This is a genomic window from Streptococcus sp. ZY171113 (assembly GCF_057748235.1).
Genome location: NZ_CM173243.1, coordinates 1,522,028 through 1,538,470 on the forward strand (window position 1 = coordinate 1,522,028; position 16,443 = coordinate 1,538,470).

The following is a 16,443-nucleotide window of genomic DNA, read 5'->3' on the forward strand; positions in this document are numbered from 1 at the left end:
TGAAAAATAAAAAAGTTAAGCTTTCTTTAAGTTAACGCTTGCAATATCAAAAAAATTCTGATAATATAAAATTGTAACATGGAAGCTCTTAGATTTATATATAAATAGAGAAAGGAGGGAAATAGGGGCTTTCATGGCATCAAAAAAATATTAGCCCCAGGAGAACAAAAAAACCATCGCCCTGTTTAGTTGCCTGATGCTGAGCCCCATGCTTCTTTTAGCAAGGCCTGCAAAGGCTGAAACTGTTGAAGTTACGACTAACGCCCATCATACCTTGGCATATTCTAGGGTAATCCCCCGTTGGACCTATTACCGTGGTTATAGCTTTACCGAATTGGTCAGAAACAACCGAGGTAAAATGGTCCCTGTACACTTTTATTGGACAGAGGATATATCTAGCGGCCCTAACCCAAAATATTATTATCTTGGCGTTATTGAAGATACCGATTTTGGGGTTTACAACAAAATTATTTCAGATACAAAATAGTGATGAGTTAAGCTAGACTATCTCCCTTGGGAAATCCTCGTTTCCGAGGGAGTTTTGACATTTCAAGATTAAGGAGGTTCCCATGATTGACGTTTCTAAGATTTCCAAATCCTACGGTCAACACCGGGTGCTTGATCGGCTCAACCTTCAGGTTCAGGCGGGAGAGATTGTGGCCCTGGTTGGCCCCAACGGGGTCGGTAAAACCACCCTACTTAAAATCATCTGTCACCTGGAAAAGGCCGACAAGGGCACGGTCAGCGTGGCTGGGGTCTCCCATACCGACCAGGCCGTTTTCAAGCAGGTGGCCATCATGCTGGACGCTTCTGCCCTCTATGGCTACCTGACCGGCTATGACCACCTGGCCTATGTCGCTGCCCAGCACGGCCTGAGCAAGGCTGCCATCGAGGAGGTTGTCGATGACCTCAAGATTGGTCACTACATCAACAAACGGGTCTCAGGCTACTCCCTGGGCATGACCCAGAAACTCCTCTTTGCCATGGCTGTCCTGCCCAAGACCCCCTTTTTGATTTTGGATGAACCCCATATCGGGCTGGACCCGACCAACATCATCCAGCAGCGGGACTACCTGAAAAAACTGAGCCAGTCCGGAACAGGCATCCTCCTGTCCTCCCACCACCTGGCAGAGATTGAACACCTGACCGACAAGGTCTTCTTCCTCAAAAACGGCCAGCTCTTGCAGCAGGCCTTTGCTGTCCCACCTGGGACAGCCTATCTGGTCACCCTAACCCCCTCATCAGAAACCGATGACTGGTTGGACAAGCACCCCCAAACCCTCCTCCATCGTGGGGAAAAACTGACCATCGGTCTGACCGAACAAGGCCTGCTGGAGGTCATCGGTCAAGTTCCCGCCTCAGCCATCAAAGACATCAGTCGGGCCAGCGACTACCTGGAAACCTACTACCGCCAGCTCTACTTGGAGGAGGTGTCCCATGAGCCTGAGATTTGAACTGAAAAAACTCATCTGCCAGCCCCTCTTTCTCCTGCTTTGCCTGGTCAGCCTGACCCTGACCTGGCAGATCAACAAGGACCTGACCTCACGGCAGACCACCTACATCAAACGCACCCAAAGCCAACTCCATGAACTCTCCTCCCTGGTCAACGACCTCCAAAACCATGAACGAGAGGACATCAAAACCAGGGCCAGGGGCGCAGCCAGCGACCTGGTCTTGATTGATAGCCTCCTCACCGAAAGGAAGTTTCAAGACATCCCCGTCCTGCGGCAACGCCTCTACACGGATCTGGACTACCTGATGGCCACCATTCCCCAGGTCTTTGAAAGCAGGCCCGTCATCGACCGCTACCAACTCAGGCAATGGACCAAGTGGAACAAGTGGCTCCTCGACCACCAGCTGGCTGACGGCCCCGCCAAAGAAGGCTGGTCGCCTGGCCGTCAACTCCAAAACCTGACCGAGAGCTATTTCCACCCCCTCACCCTCCTCCTCGCCATAGGCTACCTCCTCATCAGCCAGTACCAGGAACGGCGACTGGGCTACCTGACCTGGAAAAGAACCCAGGTGGCCAGCCCCCTAGCCATCGAAGGCAAACGACTCCTGGCCCGCTTCTTGGCCCTCAGCATCCTGACCAGCCTGTCCCTGGCCTTCTGGGTCGTGACCATCCTCAAATCAGGCACCCTCACCAAAACCCTCTGGTTGGAACCCATCGCCCTCAACTATGGCCAAGACCTGATTCCCCTCTGGACCTACCTGCTGCTCCTTTGGTTGGGTGGCCTCCTCCTGCTCCTCACCTTCAGCCTGAGCTTTATCATTCTGGACCACCTGATTCGCAGGGACTGGCTCTACCTGACCCTCAGTCTCGCCCTGCCCCTGAGTCTCATCTCCCAATCTCAGGTCACCTCTACATTTTTGGGGCAATGGCTGAGCGTCATCAACCTGCCGACCTACCTGGCCAACCATGACCTGCCAGCTAGTCGGGTTCGCCTAGGGCTGACCCTGATTGGTCTCGATGCCCTGGCTCTGACCCTGATTGTCCTCTTCAACCGTGTCTTACCTGACCTCAAGGACAGCCAGCACCAGGAACTCACTCCCCGACACCTGGCCAGACCAGCTGCCTTTGAAGGCCTCAAACTGCTTCGGCGAGATGATCTAAAAACCCTGACCCAGGCCATCCTCCTCATCAGCAGCCTCTTCACCCTAACCACTTGGTTGGAAAAAGAGGGGATCATTACCGAGGAAAGAGAACGGGTCAGCATGGAGTACGACTTTTATAAGTGGCTACCGACAACCGTCCCACAAACTCTGCTTGATTTTTCCAAAGAAGAACTGGACGCCAGGGTCGCCTGGCACGTCAAACAAAAAGCCGTGGGCTATGGCAAGAGCCGGGCCTATCTGCTAGGAAACGACCAGATCCTGCCAGCCTACTTAGCCTTTCTGGACTGGGAAGAGGGCAATCTGAACAGCTCCCAAGACTTGCTGGACGGGGGAAATTACGCCCCCGAACTCACTCAGGCAAACCTCAACCGCCTCAAGGTCCGCAACCAGATCAGCCACTACTACTGGCAGTCCCTACCAGCAGACGCCCAGCCCCCCTTCAGGGGCCACCAGTACGTCCTGCCTGAACTGGAAGACCAGTTTCGTTTGAACCACGAGAGCATGACAGCCGAGTATGAGGAGGCTAAAGACTGGTTCAAACCTACCGATAGAACAGGGATTGGTAGCCTCCGTAGCCTCTTTGACGGCCCCTTTATCTGGGTCTGCCTAGCTGTCAGCCTAGCACTAGCTTGGCAGGGCAAGGGAGCAGCCAGCGAAGACGGCCAAGCCAGCCTCTACCAGACCCAACCGCTGGGCTTTACCCCCTTCCTCCGCCAGCAATGGCTGTTAGGGCTAGCCAAGGCCAATGGCTTTACCCTAAGCCTTATCCTGGTCACCTTTTTGGGCAACAGCCTCCTCCACGGCATGGGTAACCTGGCTGGAGGTTTTCTCTGGCTCAACACCCAAGGTCAGGGCCTACAAGTTTTGGACGTCCTCCCTACCCCAACCTGGGTAGCCTTTATCAGCAACGGCCACTACCTCTTGGTCATGACCCTCGTCCTCCTCACCCTCCAAAGCCTCCTCCTCACCCTGGGCCACTACCTCCAAACCCTGCTCCCCAAACACCTGCTGACCTACCTCCTGGTTCTTGGCCTCTTTGCCTTCCTCCTCTACCAGGTCAGCCCCGACTTTCAGGGACAAACCTTCTTCAAAGCCCTTTGGCAGTTGCTTGCCCCCAGCAGTTAAACCAAAAAACCGAGCTAGAACCCAGCTCGGTTTTGTCTTTCTTTGGAAAAATAGCAGAGCTGACAGCTGGTTTAACCCAGCCTAGTCCGCCTCGTAGGCCTTGATGATTTCAGCTACCACGGGGTGACGCACCACATCCTTGGCCGAAAAATGGACAAAGTCGATGGCCGAAATGCCCTGGAGTTTCTCGCTAGCATCAATCAGACCCGACTTGACCTTGCTGGGCAGGTCAATCTGGCTGGTGTCCCCATTGACAATCATCTTGGAGTTGAAACCAAGACGGGTCAAGAACATCTTCATCTGCATGATGGTCGTGTTCTGAGCCTCATCCAAGATCACAAAGGCATCATCCAGCGTCCGCCCCCGCATGTAGGCCAGAGGGGCAATCTCGATAATCTCCCGCTCCATGAGCCGAGTGGTCTGCTCCTTGCCCAAAATCTGATAAAGGGCATCGTAAACCGGCCGCAGGTAGGGGTCAACCTTCTCCTTGAGGTCACCCGGCAAGAAGCCCAGGCTCTCGCCAGCTTCCACCGCAGGTCGAGTCAGGATAATCCGCTTGATTTGACCCCGCTTGAGGGCTGTCACCGCCAGGGTCACGGCCAGGAAGGTCTTGCCCGTCCCCGCAGGCCCAATCCCAAAGACGATGTCGTGTTTTTTCACGCTATCCACATAGACCTTCTGACCCAGGGTCTTGACCCGAATGGGCTTGCCGTAGTTGTCCTTGATGATTTCTTCCTCGTATAGAGCGACAAACTTGTTAATCTCATCGGTTCTAGCCATGGAGATGGCCGTCACCACATCAGGCGTCGCAACAACCATGCCCCGCCCCACCAAGACCAGGAGGGCCTCGATGACCAGACGGGCCAGCTCCACAGCTGCTTCTTCACCGATAACCTGAACCACTTCGGTCCGAGCGTGGATGGTCACGTCAAATTCCTGCTCCAAAAGTTTAAGGTGCCGCTCATTGGTTCCAAACAAACTCAGCACATCATCAGGGTGCCTGAGGGCAATATCTTTCGAAAATGCTTGCAAACTAAACTCCTTATCAGACCTTTTCTTTGATTATAGCATAAAAAGCGAGGCTTGACCTCACTTTTCTATCGTTTTGGAAAAATAGCAGAGCTAAAAACCAACTGACTAGCTTTTCGACGCTCGGTGTTTGTACCAAGGAAGCACTTGCAACCCAAGCCTAAGGAGGGACGCCCCCTACCAGATAAGCAGTCAGCGGGGGCACATAATAGGCATAAGCCAGACCCAGCACCAAAGCTGTGATGAACAAGTTCGACCGCCAAAACCGATAGCGGTCAAGCCAGAGGCTAATCAGCCAATAACGGAGAAAAACACTCTCGACTGGCAATCAGCTGCTCATGCCTATGAAGCCACCCACACCGTGATCGCTAGGATTTGGCTCATGCCACCTCAAAAGAGCCAGATGAAAGGAAAGAGGACTAGCCCCAGATTGAGACTGGCCAAGAACAAGAAGTTACCCCCTTTCTTCCAGCTAATGAACCAGCCTATCAGACCAGCACGAATCAAGCTCCAAACCAAACTCCCTGCCAGCAAACCGCAGAAAAACAAGAGGACTACAAATCCCATAATCCCTCCTAATGCTCCAGATAAGTTTCCCAAATCTGGTCAAAGTCGCTCATAGAAAAGGCAAAACTGGCCTCTTCTTCCAAAAAACGGCTGATGGTATCAAAATCATCCGTGTGCTTGGGAAAATCACTCTCCTCTGCCACCAAATCCGCCAACCTGGCCTCAGCCGTGGTCGGTTTAGGGTGACGCTTGGTCATGAGCCAATGGTAAAAAGATGTTCTCACGCCCAGTTCTCCTTGAGGAAGGCCTTGCGGATTTGACTGCTAAAGGCATAGCGTTCTGGATTTTTCTTGTAGAAGGCCTGGTGGTAGTCCTCCGCTGGGTAGAAAGCGACAGCCGGTTCGATAGTGGTCACAATAGGCTGGGTAAAACGACCTGAGTCTTGCAGGGCTTGCTTAGACTGCTCGGCGATTGCCCGTTGGGCCTCAGTCGTGTAGAAAATCACGGGGCGGTAAGACGAACCACGGTCCTCGAACTGGCCAAAAGCGTCGGTCGGGTCGGTCTGCCGCCAGTAAATCTCGACCAAATCCGCATAGGAAATCTGCTCAGGGTCAAAGATAATCTCCACCGCCTCGGTGTGGCCAGTAGTCTTGGAGCAAACCTGCTCGTAGGTTGGGTTCTCGACGTGGCCACCCGTGTAGCCAGACAGGACCGACTGGACACCAGCCATCTCCTCAAAAGGGTGCACCATGCACCAGAAGCAACCGCCTGCAAAAATCGCACGTTCCATTAGTTTTTCCTTTCTTCCGTTAACCATCGTCAGAGACTAACCAATGGTCTCTGTTCCAAACTCGTCTTGCTTGACTTTACCAGCCTTCATGAGACCTCCGAGAGCTTTCTTGAACTGGCCCTTAGAAATGCCAAAGGTGGCCTTAATCTCATCTGGACTGGACTTGTCATTGAGGGTCATGAAGCCGCCCTGGCCCTGCAAGTAGGTCAAAATCATCTGGGCATCGTTATCCAACATCTCAAAAGAGCGTGGTTTGAGGGAGAGGTTGAGGGTCTTGTCAACCGCCCTAAAGCCGATGACCCGAACCGACAATTCCTCACCCAGGCGAGGCTCGCTATAACGCTCATTGGGGTGGATAAAGCCCAGCATGTTGTTATCTGGCAGGTAAACAAAGGTGCCTGACAACTTCAAACGGTAGACAATGGCCCGCAACTGCTGGTTCTGCATGTTGTCGTAGGCCTTGCCAGCCATCTTCTGAAAGACCTCTGGCTCTGCTGGTAAGGCCCAGATGCGGTCCTTCTTGTCCACGGTCAGTTTGACATAGAGCTTGTCGCCCTTTTTGGGCCAGAGTTCCTTCATCTCAGGCAAGACATCCAAGGACACCACCACCTGCTTGTCTGGCAGGCCCGTGTCCACAAAGACACCCAGGTCCTTACGAACATCAGTCACTTGCCCCCAGCCATAGCTGGTCAGGGTCGCTGCCTGCTCCAGCGTGGTTAGGCGAAGCCGTTGCTTCATGTCCGTGTAAACCAAGCCTGACACCGCCTGGCCCAAGGCAAAGTCGCCCTCGCCCTTGGCCACCGCGTAGGTCAGCCCGTCCTTCTGCACGTAGAAAAAGTCCTTGTTCTCATCGGTAATCAGCCCCGTCAGGACCTCTAATTGTCTCGTCATGTTTCCTCCTTATGGAAAATGGCAGAGCGGACAACCGCCACCCTGCCAGTTACTATGTGTCTTAAATGTCCAAGAGTTCTTTCTCTTTGTCCGCAATCATCTTGTCGATGTGTTTGACCGCATCATCTGTTGCTGCCTGGATGTCTTTTTCCAGTTTTTTCAATTGGTCCTCGGTGATTTCCTTGGCTTTTTCTTGTTTCTTGGCCTCATCCATGGCATCACGACGGATGTTACGGATGGCAACCTTAGCATTCTCACCAACTTTTTTCACTTCCTTAGCCAGATCACGGCGGGTTTCTTCCGTCAAAGCTGGGATAACCAAACGGATAACGGAACCGTCGCTCGATGGCGTGATGCCCAAGTCAGAGGCGTTGATAGCCCGCTCGATTTCCTTCAAGACAGACTTGTCAAATGGGGTGATGAGAAGCACACGAGCTTCAGGAACGGTAATAGAAGCCAATTGGTTGAGGGGGGTTGGGGCACCGTAGTATTCAACTGAGATACGGTCCAAGAGGCTGGCATTGGCACGGCCAGCACGGATACCAGCCAGTTCACGAGAGAGGGATTGGTGCGAGTGTTCAAAGCGTTCTTTAGCTTTTGCAATAATGGTCATGGGGTTCTCCTTTTTATCCTATATCCGTTGCTTATTTGCCACCGTTAGAGACAGTGGTTCCGATTTGTTCACCGAGCACCACCCGTTTGATGTTGCCAGGTTCGTTCATGTTAAAGACGACCAAATCGATGTCGTTGTCCATAGACAGGGTGCTGGCCGTTGAGTCCATGATTTTCAGGCCTTGCTTGAGGACTTCGATATGGGTCAACTCGTCAAATTTAACCGCGTCAGCGTTCTTGCGTGGGTCATCGTTATAAACGCCGTCCACACCGTTTTTAGCCATGAGAATGGCATCGGCCTCAATTTCCGCGGCCCGCAGGGCAGCGGTCGTATCGGTTGAGAAGTAAGGCGAGCCTGTTCCAGCTGCGAAAATGACAATACGGCCTTTCTCCAAGTGACGCAGGGCCCGACCTCGAATGTAAGGTTCAGCCAGCTGTTGCATGTTGATGGCTGTTTGTACACGGGTGTCCACCCCACATTGTTTGAGGCTATCAGCCATCACCAAAGCGTTCATGACCGTGCCCAGCATGCCGGTGTAGTCCGCAGACACCCGATCCATGCCAGCTGCCGCAGCAGGCTCACCCCGCCAGAGGTTTCCACCACCGATAACCAGAGCAATTTGCACACCTGATTCAGCCACTTCTTGGATTTCCTTGGCCATGGTTTGAACGGTCGGCAGGTCGATACCGATGCCACGCTCGCCAGCCAAGGCCTCACCAGATAGCTTAATCAAGACACGATTGTACTTGGGTTGCACCATTTTTTTCTCCTTCTACAACTTGAGTTCTTATCCTTATTATTTTACCACAAGTTAGAAAAATGCGGTAGTGGAAAGGTTACTTTTTCACGCCAAGAAAATGAAGGAGGAGGGGACGAATGCAATAAATTTTATTATATTTAGCATTCTTAAAGAAAACACTTGACTTCTTTTGGTTATTGTTTTACAATAACGATAGAATAATAATTATCATAAAACAATAACAAAGGAGTCGCAAGATGAAACATCAACTATTTCGTGTCGCTATTGCCATCTCAAGGTTAGCTCAGTATGCTTTTTATGGTCTTATTGGTCTCTTTAGCCTGGGTGGCCTCATCATCCTCTTTGGAGGTTCCTCCATTTGGGGACTTATTCCTAACCCAGATAATCGTTTAGTCTACCTCTTCCCTATCATTCTTGCCATTCTGCTTCTCCTAGTCTTTAGTTACCTGGCTCGTTTGCTCAGACATCTCCTCAGCAATTTTAGTCAAGATAGGCTATTCACACAGGAGAATCAGCTGATTGTGAAAAAGATTATCGCTGCCTTGTTGGCTTGGGCAGGCATTCAACTCTTTAGTGCCGTCACCTTTCGATTGAATGGCTTAGCACAAGTGAGTGAGTTATTTGATGCCTCATTGACATCTTACCTCTTGAACGCCTTATTTTTAGGCATCAGTTTAGTTGTCTTATTTATTCTTCACCAAGGGCAGGTGGTCAAAGACGACAACGATGACATCATTTAGCGAGAACTTATGGAAGAAATAAAAGTACATTTAGACAAGTTGCTCAAGCAACGAAAAATAACTTCTAAAGAATTGGCAGAAGGAATCGGCATCACCGAGGCCAATTTATCCATTTTGAAAACAGGCAAGGCAAAAGGTATTCGCTTCAATACGCTCATGAGCATTTGTCGACTACTGGACTGCCAGCCTGGAGATATTTTAGAATACCATAAAGGAGAACATCATGATTAAATCATTAACCAAACTCACTCTTTTAAGCCTTCTCCTCTTAACAGGCTGTAGCATCACGGATACCATGTCTGAGGTTAAACAGGATATCAACGAAACTGTTCAATCAGAAGTCAGTGCGACATTGGACCAGTTAGGCATTGCTAAAACCATTTACCTCACCCCAAATCAAGAGGTCAAGCCCGTTGAACCAGTCTTTACGGGGCAGGTCTATGTTCTGGTTACCAAAGAAAGCTTGGAAAAACATGCTGACAACCAATCCTTCAGGTTGAATGGCCAGGTGATGGAGACCATTTCAGAAAAGAGCGAGGATGATTTCAATATTCGTTATAATGGACAAACCTATTTCACGATTGGAAAAGTTGAGGTGGACGAGCTTAACGAACTACAACTCAATTCAGATTGGAACCAACCTGTTTTATTAGCCTTGAAAAACTAAGGCTACATCATCGAAACGCTTTGCTTGTCAAGGCGTTTTTGTCTTGTTAAACAAGCGATTAAATAAGAGCTTATCTTGAGAGTTGAAAAATAAAAGAGGTCACCTGATGCTCAGGTCACCTCTTGTTAGGGCTAAGGGACTCATTAGAAAAGACTGAACTTGACAAAAACTGTTGAAATACTTCTACCAGTCACCACCTATACCTTTCTAGGAGCTAATCAAACCTTGCAAGAGTAGACTGACCAGGGTCAGGGTCAGCCAGACCAGGCCCCCCAAGAGGAGCGGTTTAACGCCTGCGGTCTTGATTTGGCGGAGGGACATCTTGCTGCCAACGGCAAAGAGGGCGGTGGCCATGAGGAGCTGGGACAGGAAACGGCTGGCGGTCAGTAGAGACTTTGGTAGCAACCCTAGACTGCTGACCAGAGAGGCTAGGAGGAACCAAAGGATAAAGGTTGGAAAAATCTGTTTGAGGGAAAAGCCTCTTTCCCTGCTCTGCCATTTCCCCAAAGGAAAGAGGGCAAAGGCCAAACAGGCGGGCACAATCAGGAGGGTGCGGGCCAGTTTGACCACGGTAGCGGCATCTCCAGCGGCCGTGCCGTAGCCGTAGCCAGCCGCCACGACCGAGGAGGTGTCGTTGATGGCTGTGCCAGCCCAAAGGCCGAAACTGTCCTGACTGAGCTGGAGGAGTTGTCCGACTGGGGGAAAGACCACCAGGGCCAGGAGGTTAAAGAGGAAAATGGTCGAGAGGGCCAGGCCCACCTCGTCCTCCTCCGCCTCCAAAATCGGGGCTGCCGAAGCGATGGCCGAACCACCGCAAATGGCCGTCCCAAAACCAATCAAGAGGCTGAGGCGGCGGGTCAACTTGAGACGTTTGCCAATCAAGAGGCTGAGCCCGAGGGCCAAGAGGGCCAGGGGAAGGCTGATTTGAAGCGACCAGAGGCCCAGGTCCTGGATGTCCCTAAAGGACAGGCGAAACCCCAAGAGAATAATGCTGTACTGGAGGCCTTTCTTGCTGGCTAGGGTCAGGCCAGACTGCCAATCAGGCCTGGTCTTTAGCCAGCCTGACAGGGCTAGACCGGTCAAGAGAGCCAGAATACTGCTGCCCAAGAGGGGGATTTGGCTCCCCAAAACCAAGGCCAAATAGCCAAAAATCAGGGCCACCGTCAGGCCCCCTAACTCACGTTTCATCATGCCACACTCCTTGTCATAAAAAAAGAAGGCCCTCGCCTTCTCAATCGCATACCCCCTGCAGGAATCGAACCTGCAACTACTTCTTAGGAGGAAGTTGTTATATCCATTTAACTAAGGGAGCTGGTACCACTATTGTACCCTAGTTGGGCCCAAATTGCAAGTTGATTTTCCGCTCGCCCACGCCGTACGCATGAAGAAAATGCATGCAACTATCTTTTTGAGTTGCATGAATTTTTCAGAAATTTTCTTGAAAATACTTCGATAATCGGTACTATTCTATTCATCTCATGAAAATTATACCAAAATTTTCATCTAAAAAGTGCAACACTTCTCTGAAAAATTGTTTTCTAAAATCGTCGTTTTCTTCATGCGTTTGGCGTGCCGCTCGCTCAAGGTTAGGCTTCTTTGGGAAATGGCAGAGCAACTGAGCTGATTTCCTCAGTTTTTGCCGTCACCATCTCCCACCACGCAACCTACAAAACCTTTACTGTAAAATAACCCTCAGCCATCAAGGACCTGAGGATGCTAATCGCCTCATCCAAATCCTCTGGTTCAAACTGAATGTCATAGTGGTAAATCTGTTTCCGATAGGGTTCAACCCTCACCCCTAACTCATGGAGGCGAGTCAAGTCGGCCGTTAAGCGTTGATCCATCTTTTCCAAGTCCACATCTATGTCATAAGTGTGACTCAGGCGGTTCAAAAAGGCCTTATCCGCATGATAGGCTTGACGGTTAACTGAACGCACCAAAGCATGTAAATCATAAACTTCTGACACAAGGCTTTGCCGAATCATGATCAGGTCTTCTTCCACAGAAGCACCAGCAGTCAAAAAACCAAAGGCCAGGCGATCATCAAGCTCTGGCTCGCCATAATCAAAGAGAGGGTTGGCCCTTTGCTCCTCTGTCAAGGTCACAAAAGCAACGGAACCTCCCGTTGCATCTGTCATGCCTACTTTCACTTCAACAGCAGCTTGGCCCAGTTCTAACCGTTCAAATTCAGCTTCAATCAGCCGTTCAACTTGTTGGGCTCTCCCTAAACTGACACAAGCTGTCAGCACCAAGGAGCTAAGCAGTAAAAAGAGGCCAGCTAATCTTCTTCTCATCTTTCCTTCCTCCTCACCACGGGGTTCCTCTTCCTTCAAACATTATCGCAGGTCTTTCTCCACCTTGTCAAGACAAAACCGCAGCTTGAGCTGCGGCTTTGTCCTTCAATTTAGAAAAGTTCCTTGTAGAAAGCAATGGTTTCTTCCAGAGTTGGCATGAAGGGGTTTCCTGGTGCACAGGCGTCAATGAGAGCATTCTTAGACAGGTACTCGAAGTCAAAGTCTTCTTCCTTGATGTCAAGCTCGGTCAATTTTTTCGGAATACCAACGGTGGCTGAGAGTTTTTCAATCTCGGAGATGGCGTAGCTGGCACACTCTTCATCAGACTTGCCGTCCACCGCAAGGCCCAGGGCCTTGGCGACATCACGGAAGGCTGCTGGGACGCGTTTGGCATTTTCCCGCTCGATGATTGGGAGAAGCATGGCACAGCAGACACCGTGTGGCAGATTGTAGACTGCCCCCAATTGGTGAGCCATGGAGTGAACGTAGCCCAGACCTGCATTGTTAAAGGCCATACCACCAAGGAAGATGGCATTGACCATGGCTTCACGGGCTTCCACATCTTGACCATTGGCAACGGCACGAGGCAGGTATTCTTTAATCAGTTCGATGGCTCCGATAGAGAGTTTTTTGGTCACCCCGTAGGCACCTGGGGTCACCAGAGCCTCAATAGCATGGGTCAGGGCATCCATACCAGTCGCCGCTGTCAGGTCAGCTGGTTTGGACAGCATGAGCTCTGGGTCATTGACCGACATGATGGCCAGACTGTTCTTATCCACCATGACCATCTTAACCTTACGCTCCTCATCGGTAATGACGTAGTTGATGGTGATTTCAGCCGAGGTACCAGCAGTCGTGTTGATGGCCACAACTGGCAGACCCTTGTTGGCGGATTTGTGGAGACCTTCCAAGTCTTGTGGGGTCACCTCATTGGTCGCCATGATGGAAATACAGCTGGCCGCATCCTGAGGCGAACCGCCACCAGCAGACACGATAAAGTCACAGTTTTCAGCCTTGAGAACAGCCAAACCATCATAGACGTTCTTACAGGTCGGGTTTGGATCCACATCCTCAAAGACCACAAACTCGATACCCGCAGCTTCTAGTGGCCCAGTTACCTTGGGTAAGATATCGCTAGACGCGATAAAGTGGTCGGTCACCACTAGGGCTTTTTTGAAACCCAGCTCCTTGACCTGAGCTCCAAATTCCTTGATGACACCAGGGCCAATCAAGTTAACAGCAGGAACATAAAAAGTTGCCATAGCATTTCTCCTTTATGATAGCGTTTTACTATCTCTATTGTACGACATTCTATTTGTGAAATCAAGAACAAAGTTGTGCTAAACAGCTATTTTTTGCAAAAAAAATAACCCTTCCCAGCTTATTTAATTGGGTCTAGTAAAAAACTCCTTAGCCCATAAAATACAGGGAATGACTAACTATCTAAATGCTACTTGAGTTAAGACCTATACGAAAACGAAAACCATTCTTGTGTCCAGGGACAGTAAAAACTCCCACTTGAAACAAGGGAGAGATGAGTTAAACACAGCCTAAAAACATCAAAAAAAGACTGGCAAACCAGTCTTTCCATCCGAACTGAGCCCGGCCGGCGAGCTGAGCAAAACTCCAGAACATCACAAAAGCCCCCACTTGGAACAAGTGAGAGCTTAGTTGAATTCGCCCTAAAATGGCTAAAAAATCCTGTGACCCACTCACAGTCCAAAAACTGTTTCTGGGTCATCTTGATTTTTAACGCCATTTCTTGACGGACTCCATATCCTATCTTAACGACGGATTTCTTTGATACGAGCAGCCTTACCTTGAAGGGCACGCAAGTAGTAAAGTTTAGCACGACGGACTTTACCGTAACGCACAACTTCGATTTTATCAACACGTGGTGTGTGGAGTGGGAAGGTACGTTCTACACCGATACCGCCAGAGATTTTACGAACGGTGTACATCTCAGAGATGCCTTGGCCTTTACGAGAGATAACAACGCCCTCGAAAAGCTGGATACGCTCGCGGTTACCCTCGACAACTTTCGCGTGAACGCGAACGGTGTCACCAGGACGGAAAGCAGGGATGTCAGTACGCAGTTGACCTTCGGTCAATGATTGGATCAATGGATTCATGTTTTACTCCTTCTCTTACCAATCTTGGGTGCTTTGAAACCCAGCGGATTAGCCGTTTTTTGTGCGTCCATTACACACGTCTTTTATTTTACTATAAAATGGCAGAGCTGTAAAGGATTTTTGCTCAAAAAACACGCCGTTCGCATGAAGAAAATGCATGCAACTATTTTCTAGTTACACGCATTTTTTCAGAAATTTTCTTGAAAATAACTCAAAAATAAGAACCATTCGATTCATATCGCATGAATTATATCACAAAAACTACCAAATTTTTCACTATTTCTATGAAAATACGATTTCTGAAAACTAAATTTTCTTCATGCAGTTGGCGTGCTCAAAAAAACACTACCAGCTGGCTTTTTTGACGCCTGGCAGTTGACCCTGGTGGGCCAGTTCGCGGAAGGTCACACGGCTGACCCCAAATTTCCTCATGTAGGCACGGGGGCGACCATCCGTGCGGTCACGCAATTTGAGGCGGTTAGGGTTGGAATCCTTAGGCAATTTTCTCAGGGCCTCATAGTCTCCTTTTGCCTTGAGCTCCCGACGCAGGTCAGCGTACTGGGCCACCAATTTCAGTTGCCGTTCGTAACGGGCGATTTTTGATTTCTTAGCCATTTGCTTCTCCTTTTTATTTAACTGGTTAACAAAAATAGTTTACCACATTCTCAAAAATTTGCAAGCAAAAACTTAACCAGTTTTGCAACTTCTTATCAGCTCAGCCATTTCCCAAAAGAAAAAAGCCCCGCACGGGGGCCTCTCTCATCTAGTCTAGTGCCGCTGCAAGGCCTTCTGCAAAGGCCTCCAGTTTCTCGATGTCCTCGTCCTCGGCAGCCAAATCAACCTTGACTGAGTCAGCACCCTTGGTCGCACCGCTCTTTTCAAAGGCCGCCTCAAAATCATCGACCGCCTTGCAGAAATAGTCGTAGAACGTGTCACCCGAGCCGACCACACCAAAGACCTTACCAGTCAAGTCCAGGTCCTGCAAGTCCTCGTAGAAGTCCACAATCTCGTCAGGCAAATCGCCGTCGCCATAGGTGTAGGTGGCCACCACAGCGATGTCAGCGTCCTCAAAGTCGCTGGCATCCACGCTGGTGCATTCCTCCAGCTCCACCGTATGCCCAAGCTCGGTCAGCTTGTTGGCCACGATGTCCGCAATTTCCTCGGTATTTCCAGTCATGCTGGCGTAAACAATCTTAGCTAAAGCCATAAAGTCCTCCTGTTTTCCTCCTATTATAGCATAGTCCCCGCCTTTGGGCTAGTCTAAAAAGCCCTCATAGCCCTCTTTTAGGGCCAATAGCAGAGCCGTTTTCTGGTCCTGACTGGTAAAACTGGCTCGGATGGCATGTTCGTTGAAGGTCAGAAAGTCCCTGACGGTGGTCCCAAAGTGTTGGTGATAGAGCTGGTACTCCTTGGTTAAACTGGTGTTGGACACCGTCCGGTTGTCGGTGTTGATGGTGATTTTACCGCCCAGAGCATAGAGTTTTTTGTAGGGAAAATCCTCCAAGCACTTGATGGCCTTGGTGTGGAGGTTGCTGACCAGACACAGTTCAGCGGTCGCCCCAGCGGCTACAAATCGCTCAACCAACTCGTCCGACTGGGTCAGGGCAGACCCGTGGCCAAACCGAGTGATGTTGAGGTCCAGCCCTGCCGCAATGTTGGCCGCACAGCCACATTCCCCCGCGTGAAGGGTAAAGGGCAGGCTCAGGTCTTGGGCAGTCGTGATGGTCTCAGCCAGCACCTGGGTGGGGAAGTTCTCCTCGTCGCCCGCAAAGTCGAAACCGACCAGGCCCCGAGGAACCAGGTGACGGACGGCCTTGAAGATGGCCAGGCTCTCTTTCTGATCCAGCTGCCGCATGCCACATACTAGGGCCTTGGCCACGATGCCAAAGTCCTGATGGGCCTGCTCAAACCCGTCCAAGACAGCCTCGACCACCTCAACCGCCGTCAGGCCCTTTTCCATCGACAGGACAGGGGCAAAGCGGATTTCGGTGTAGATGACGGCCTCTTCCGCTGCCTGGCGAGCCACGTCGTAGGCAGACAGCCTCAGGGCCTCCTGGGTCTGGAGCAGGGGCAAAACAAAAGCAAAGGTTCTCAGGTACTGGTTGAGGCTGGTCACCTCCTCAGGGGCCGTCACCAGCTTGGCCAGCTCCTCATCAGTCTCAGGCAAAGCTTGGCCGACCAAATCCGCCAACTGACGGATAGCCGCCAGAGATAAAGAGCCATCCAAATGGCAATGAAGTTCGGTTTTTGGCAAGACTTTAAAATCAATCACGGAAATA

Annotated in this window: 19 protein-coding genes and 1 tRNA gene; 5 read left to right on the forward strand and 15 right to left on the reverse strand. The window is 50.6% G+C overall.

Features of this window, described 5'->3' with window-relative positions; all coding sequences use genetic code 11:
- The first annotated feature begins 569 nt into the window (after nucleotides 1–569).
- The gene (locus AC3ARB_RS07255) at nucleotides 570–1,454 is read left to right on the forward strand and encodes an ABC transporter ATP-binding protein (RefSeq protein WP_488319913.1); all 885 of its coding nucleotides are present in this window, start codon (nucleotides 570–572) and stop codon (nucleotides 1,452–1,454) included.
- Nucleotides 1,438–3,741 carry a hypothetical protein gene (locus tag AC3ARB_RS07260; protein WP_488319914.1) on the forward strand — a complete coding sequence of 768 codons (2,304 nt, stop codon included), beginning with the start codon at nucleotides 1,438–1,440 and terminating at the stop codon, nucleotides 3,739–3,741. Before AC3ARB_RS07255 ends, AC3ARB_RS07260 begins: the two co-directional genes overlap by 17 nt.
- 81 nt (nucleotides 3,742–3,822) lie before the next feature.
- Here the strand turns inward: AC3ARB_RS07260 and AC3ARB_RS07265 are convergent, their stop codons facing one another.
- The 7 genes from AC3ARB_RS07265 to pyrH all read right to left on the reverse strand — a co-directional run bounded on the left by AC3ARB_RS07265 (nucleotide 3,823) and on the right by pyrH (nucleotide 8,331).
- Nucleotides 3,823–4,773 (reverse strand): PhoH family protein, encoded by a 951-nt coding sequence (locus AC3ARB_RS07265; protein ID WP_488319915.1) that lies wholly within the window; start codon nucleotides 4,771–4,773, stop codon nucleotides 3,823–3,825.
- A 387-nt stretch (nucleotides 4,774–5,160) separates the two neighbouring features.
- On the reverse strand, nucleotides 5,161–5,337 hold the full coding sequence (locus AC3ARB_RS07270) for a hypothetical protein (RefSeq protein WP_488319916.1): 177 nt from the start codon (nucleotides 5,335–5,337) through the stop codon (nucleotides 5,161–5,163).
- Between the two features lie 8 nt (nucleotides 5,338–5,345).
- Nucleotides 5,346–5,561, reverse strand: a complete 216-nt coding sequence (locus AC3ARB_RS07275) for a YozE family protein (protein ID WP_488319917.1) — start codon at nucleotides 5,559–5,561, stop codon at nucleotides 5,346–5,348.
- The gene (gene msrA, locus AC3ARB_RS07280; protein WP_488319918.1) at nucleotides 5,558–6,067 is read right to left on the reverse strand and encodes a peptide-methionine (S)-S-oxide reductase MsrA; all 510 of its coding nucleotides are present in this window, start codon (nucleotides 6,065–6,067) and stop codon (nucleotides 5,558–5,560) included. Before msrA ends, AC3ARB_RS07275 begins: the two co-directional genes overlap by 4 nt.
- Before the next feature lie 36 nt (nucleotides 6,068–6,103).
- On the reverse strand, nucleotides 6,104–6,958 hold the full coding sequence (locus AC3ARB_RS07285) for a S1-like domain-containing RNA-binding protein (protein WP_488319919.1): 855 nt from the start codon (nucleotides 6,956–6,958) through the stop codon (nucleotides 6,104–6,106).
- 61 nt (nucleotides 6,959–7,019) lie between these two features.
- On the reverse strand, nucleotides 7,020–7,571 hold the full coding sequence (frr, locus tag AC3ARB_RS07290; RefSeq protein ID WP_488319920.1) for a ribosome recycling factor: 552 nt from the start codon (nucleotides 7,569–7,571) through the stop codon (nucleotides 7,020–7,022).
- Between the two features lie 31 nt (nucleotides 7,572–7,602).
- Entirely contained in the window at nucleotides 7,603–8,331 is a 729-nt protein-coding gene (pyrH, locus tag AC3ARB_RS07295; protein WP_488319921.1) for a UMP kinase, read from the reverse strand.
- 236 nt (nucleotides 8,332–8,567) lie between these two features.
- Here pyrH and AC3ARB_RS07300 point away from each other — a divergent pair, with 236 nt between their 5' ends.
- From AC3ARB_RS07300 to AC3ARB_RS07310, 3 genes are read left to right on the forward strand one after another with little or no spacing between them, the layout of a single operon-like run.
- On the forward strand, nucleotides 8,568–9,071 hold the full coding sequence (locus AC3ARB_RS07300; protein ID WP_488319922.1) for a hypothetical protein: 504 nt from the start codon (nucleotides 8,568–8,570) through the stop codon (nucleotides 9,069–9,071).
- Between the two features lie 9 nt (nucleotides 9,072–9,080).
- The gene (locus AC3ARB_RS07305; RefSeq protein ID WP_488319923.1) at nucleotides 9,081–9,302 is read left to right on the forward strand and encodes a helix-turn-helix domain-containing protein; all 222 of its coding nucleotides are present in this window, start codon (nucleotides 9,081–9,083) and stop codon (nucleotides 9,300–9,302) included.
- Nucleotides 9,295–9,738: a hypothetical protein gene (locus AC3ARB_RS07310; protein ID WP_488319924.1), complete on the forward strand. Its 444-nt coding sequence runs from the start codon at nucleotides 9,295–9,297 to the stop codon at nucleotides 9,736–9,738. Before AC3ARB_RS07305 ends, AC3ARB_RS07310 begins: the two co-directional genes overlap by 8 nt.
- A 207-nt stretch (nucleotides 9,739–9,945) precedes the next feature.
- Here the strand turns inward: AC3ARB_RS07310 and AC3ARB_RS07315 are convergent, their stop codons facing one another.
- The 8 genes from AC3ARB_RS07315 to add form a co-directional block, all read right to left on the reverse strand.
- Entirely contained in the window at nucleotides 9,946–10,926 is a 981-nt protein-coding gene (locus tag AC3ARB_RS07315; RefSeq protein WP_488321543.1) for a YeiH family protein, read from the reverse strand.
- Between the two features lie 52 nt (nucleotides 10,927–10,978).
- Nucleotides 10,979–11,050, reverse strand: a tRNA-Arg gene (locus AC3ARB_RS07320).
- 352 nt (nucleotides 11,051–11,402) lie between these two features.
- Nucleotides 11,403–12,032, reverse strand: a complete 630-nt coding sequence (locus AC3ARB_RS07325) for a hypothetical protein (RefSeq protein ID WP_488319925.1) — start codon at nucleotides 12,030–12,032, stop codon at nucleotides 11,403–11,405.
- 110 nt (nucleotides 12,033–12,142) lie between these two features.
- The gene (locus tag AC3ARB_RS07330; protein ID WP_488319926.1) at nucleotides 12,143–13,294 is read right to left on the reverse strand and encodes an iron-containing alcohol dehydrogenase; all 1,152 of its coding nucleotides are present in this window, start codon (nucleotides 13,292–13,294) and stop codon (nucleotides 12,143–12,145) included.
- A 522-nt stretch (nucleotides 13,295–13,816) separates the two neighbouring features.
- On the reverse strand, nucleotides 13,817–14,164 hold the full coding sequence (gene rplS, locus AC3ARB_RS07335) for a 50S ribosomal protein L19 (protein ID WP_488319927.1): 348 nt from the start codon (nucleotides 14,162–14,164) through the stop codon (nucleotides 13,817–13,819).
- A 345-nt stretch (nucleotides 14,165–14,509) separates the two neighbouring features.
- A complete protein-coding gene (rpsN, locus tag AC3ARB_RS07340) occupies nucleotides 14,510–14,779 on the reverse strand; it encodes a 30S ribosomal protein S14 (RefSeq protein WP_488319928.1) in 270 nt (89 codons plus the stop codon).
- A gap of 148 nt (nucleotides 14,780–14,927) precedes the next feature.
- On the reverse strand, nucleotides 14,928–15,371 hold the full coding sequence (locus AC3ARB_RS07345) for a flavodoxin (RefSeq protein ID WP_488319929.1): 444 nt from the start codon (nucleotides 15,369–15,371) through the stop codon (nucleotides 14,928–14,930).
- 48 nt (nucleotides 15,372–15,419) lie between these two features.
- A complete protein-coding gene (gene add, locus AC3ARB_RS07350; protein ID WP_488321544.1) occupies nucleotides 15,420–16,442 on the reverse strand; it encodes an adenosine deaminase in 1,023 nt (340 codons plus the stop codon).
- Nucleotide 16,443 lies beyond the last annotated feature (1 nt).

Coding starts and splice junctions, on each gene's coding strand:
- AC3ARB_RS07255 (WP_488319913.1), top strand. CDS start 570: ATGATTGACGTTTCTAAGATTTCCAAATCCTACGGTCAACACCGGGTG.
- AC3ARB_RS07260 (WP_488319914.1), top strand. CDS start 1,438: ATGAGCCTGAGATTTGAACTGAAAAAACTCATCTGCCAGCCCCTCTTT.
- AC3ARB_RS07270 (WP_488319916.1), bottom strand. CDS start 5,337: ATGGGATTTGTAGTCCTCTTGTTTTTCTGCGGTTTGCTGGCAGGGAGT.
- msrA (WP_488319918.1), bottom strand. CDS start 6,067: ATGGAACGTGCGATTTTTGCAGGCGGTTGCTTCTGGTGCATGGTGCAC.
- AC3ARB_RS07285 (WP_488319919.1), bottom strand. CDS start 6,958: ATGACGAGACAATTAGAGGTCCTGACGGGGCTGATTACCGATGAGAAC.
- frr (WP_488319920.1), bottom strand. CDS start 7,571: ATGACCATTATTGCAAAAGCTAAAGAACGCTTTGAACACTCGCACCAA.
- pyrH (WP_488319921.1), bottom strand. CDS start 8,331: ATGGTGCAACCCAAGTACAATCGTGTCTTGATTAAGCTATCTGGTGAG.
- AC3ARB_RS07300 (WP_488319922.1), top strand. CDS start 8,568: ATGAAACATCAACTATTTCGTGTCGCTATTGCCATCTCAAGGTTAGCT.
- AC3ARB_RS07305 (WP_488319923.1), top strand. CDS start 9,081: ATGGAAGAAATAAAAGTACATTTAGACAAGTTGCTCAAGCAACGAAAA.
- AC3ARB_RS07310 (WP_488319924.1), top strand. CDS start 9,295: ATGATTAAATCATTAACCAAACTCACTCTTTTAAGCCTTCTCCTCTTA.
- AC3ARB_RS07315 (WP_488321543.1), bottom strand. CDS start 10,926: ATGAAACGTGAGTTAGGGGGCCTGACGGTGGCCCTGATTTTTGGCTAT.
- AC3ARB_RS07325 (WP_488319925.1), bottom strand. CDS start 12,032: ATGAGAAGAAGATTAGCTGGCCTCTTTTTACTGCTTAGCTCCTTGGTG.
- AC3ARB_RS07330 (WP_488319926.1), bottom strand. CDS start 13,294: ATGGCAACTTTTTATGTTCCTGCTGTTAACTTGATTGGCCCTGGTGTC.
- rplS (WP_488319927.1), bottom strand. CDS start 14,164: ATGAATCCATTGATCCAATCATTGACCGAAGGTCAACTGCGTACTGAC.
- rpsN (WP_488319928.1), bottom strand. CDS start 14,779: ATGGCTAAGAAATCAAAAATCGCCCGTTACGAACGGCAACTGAAATTG.
- AC3ARB_RS07345 (WP_488319929.1), bottom strand. CDS start 15,371: ATGGCTTTAGCTAAGATTGTTTACGCCAGCATGACTGGAAATACCGAG.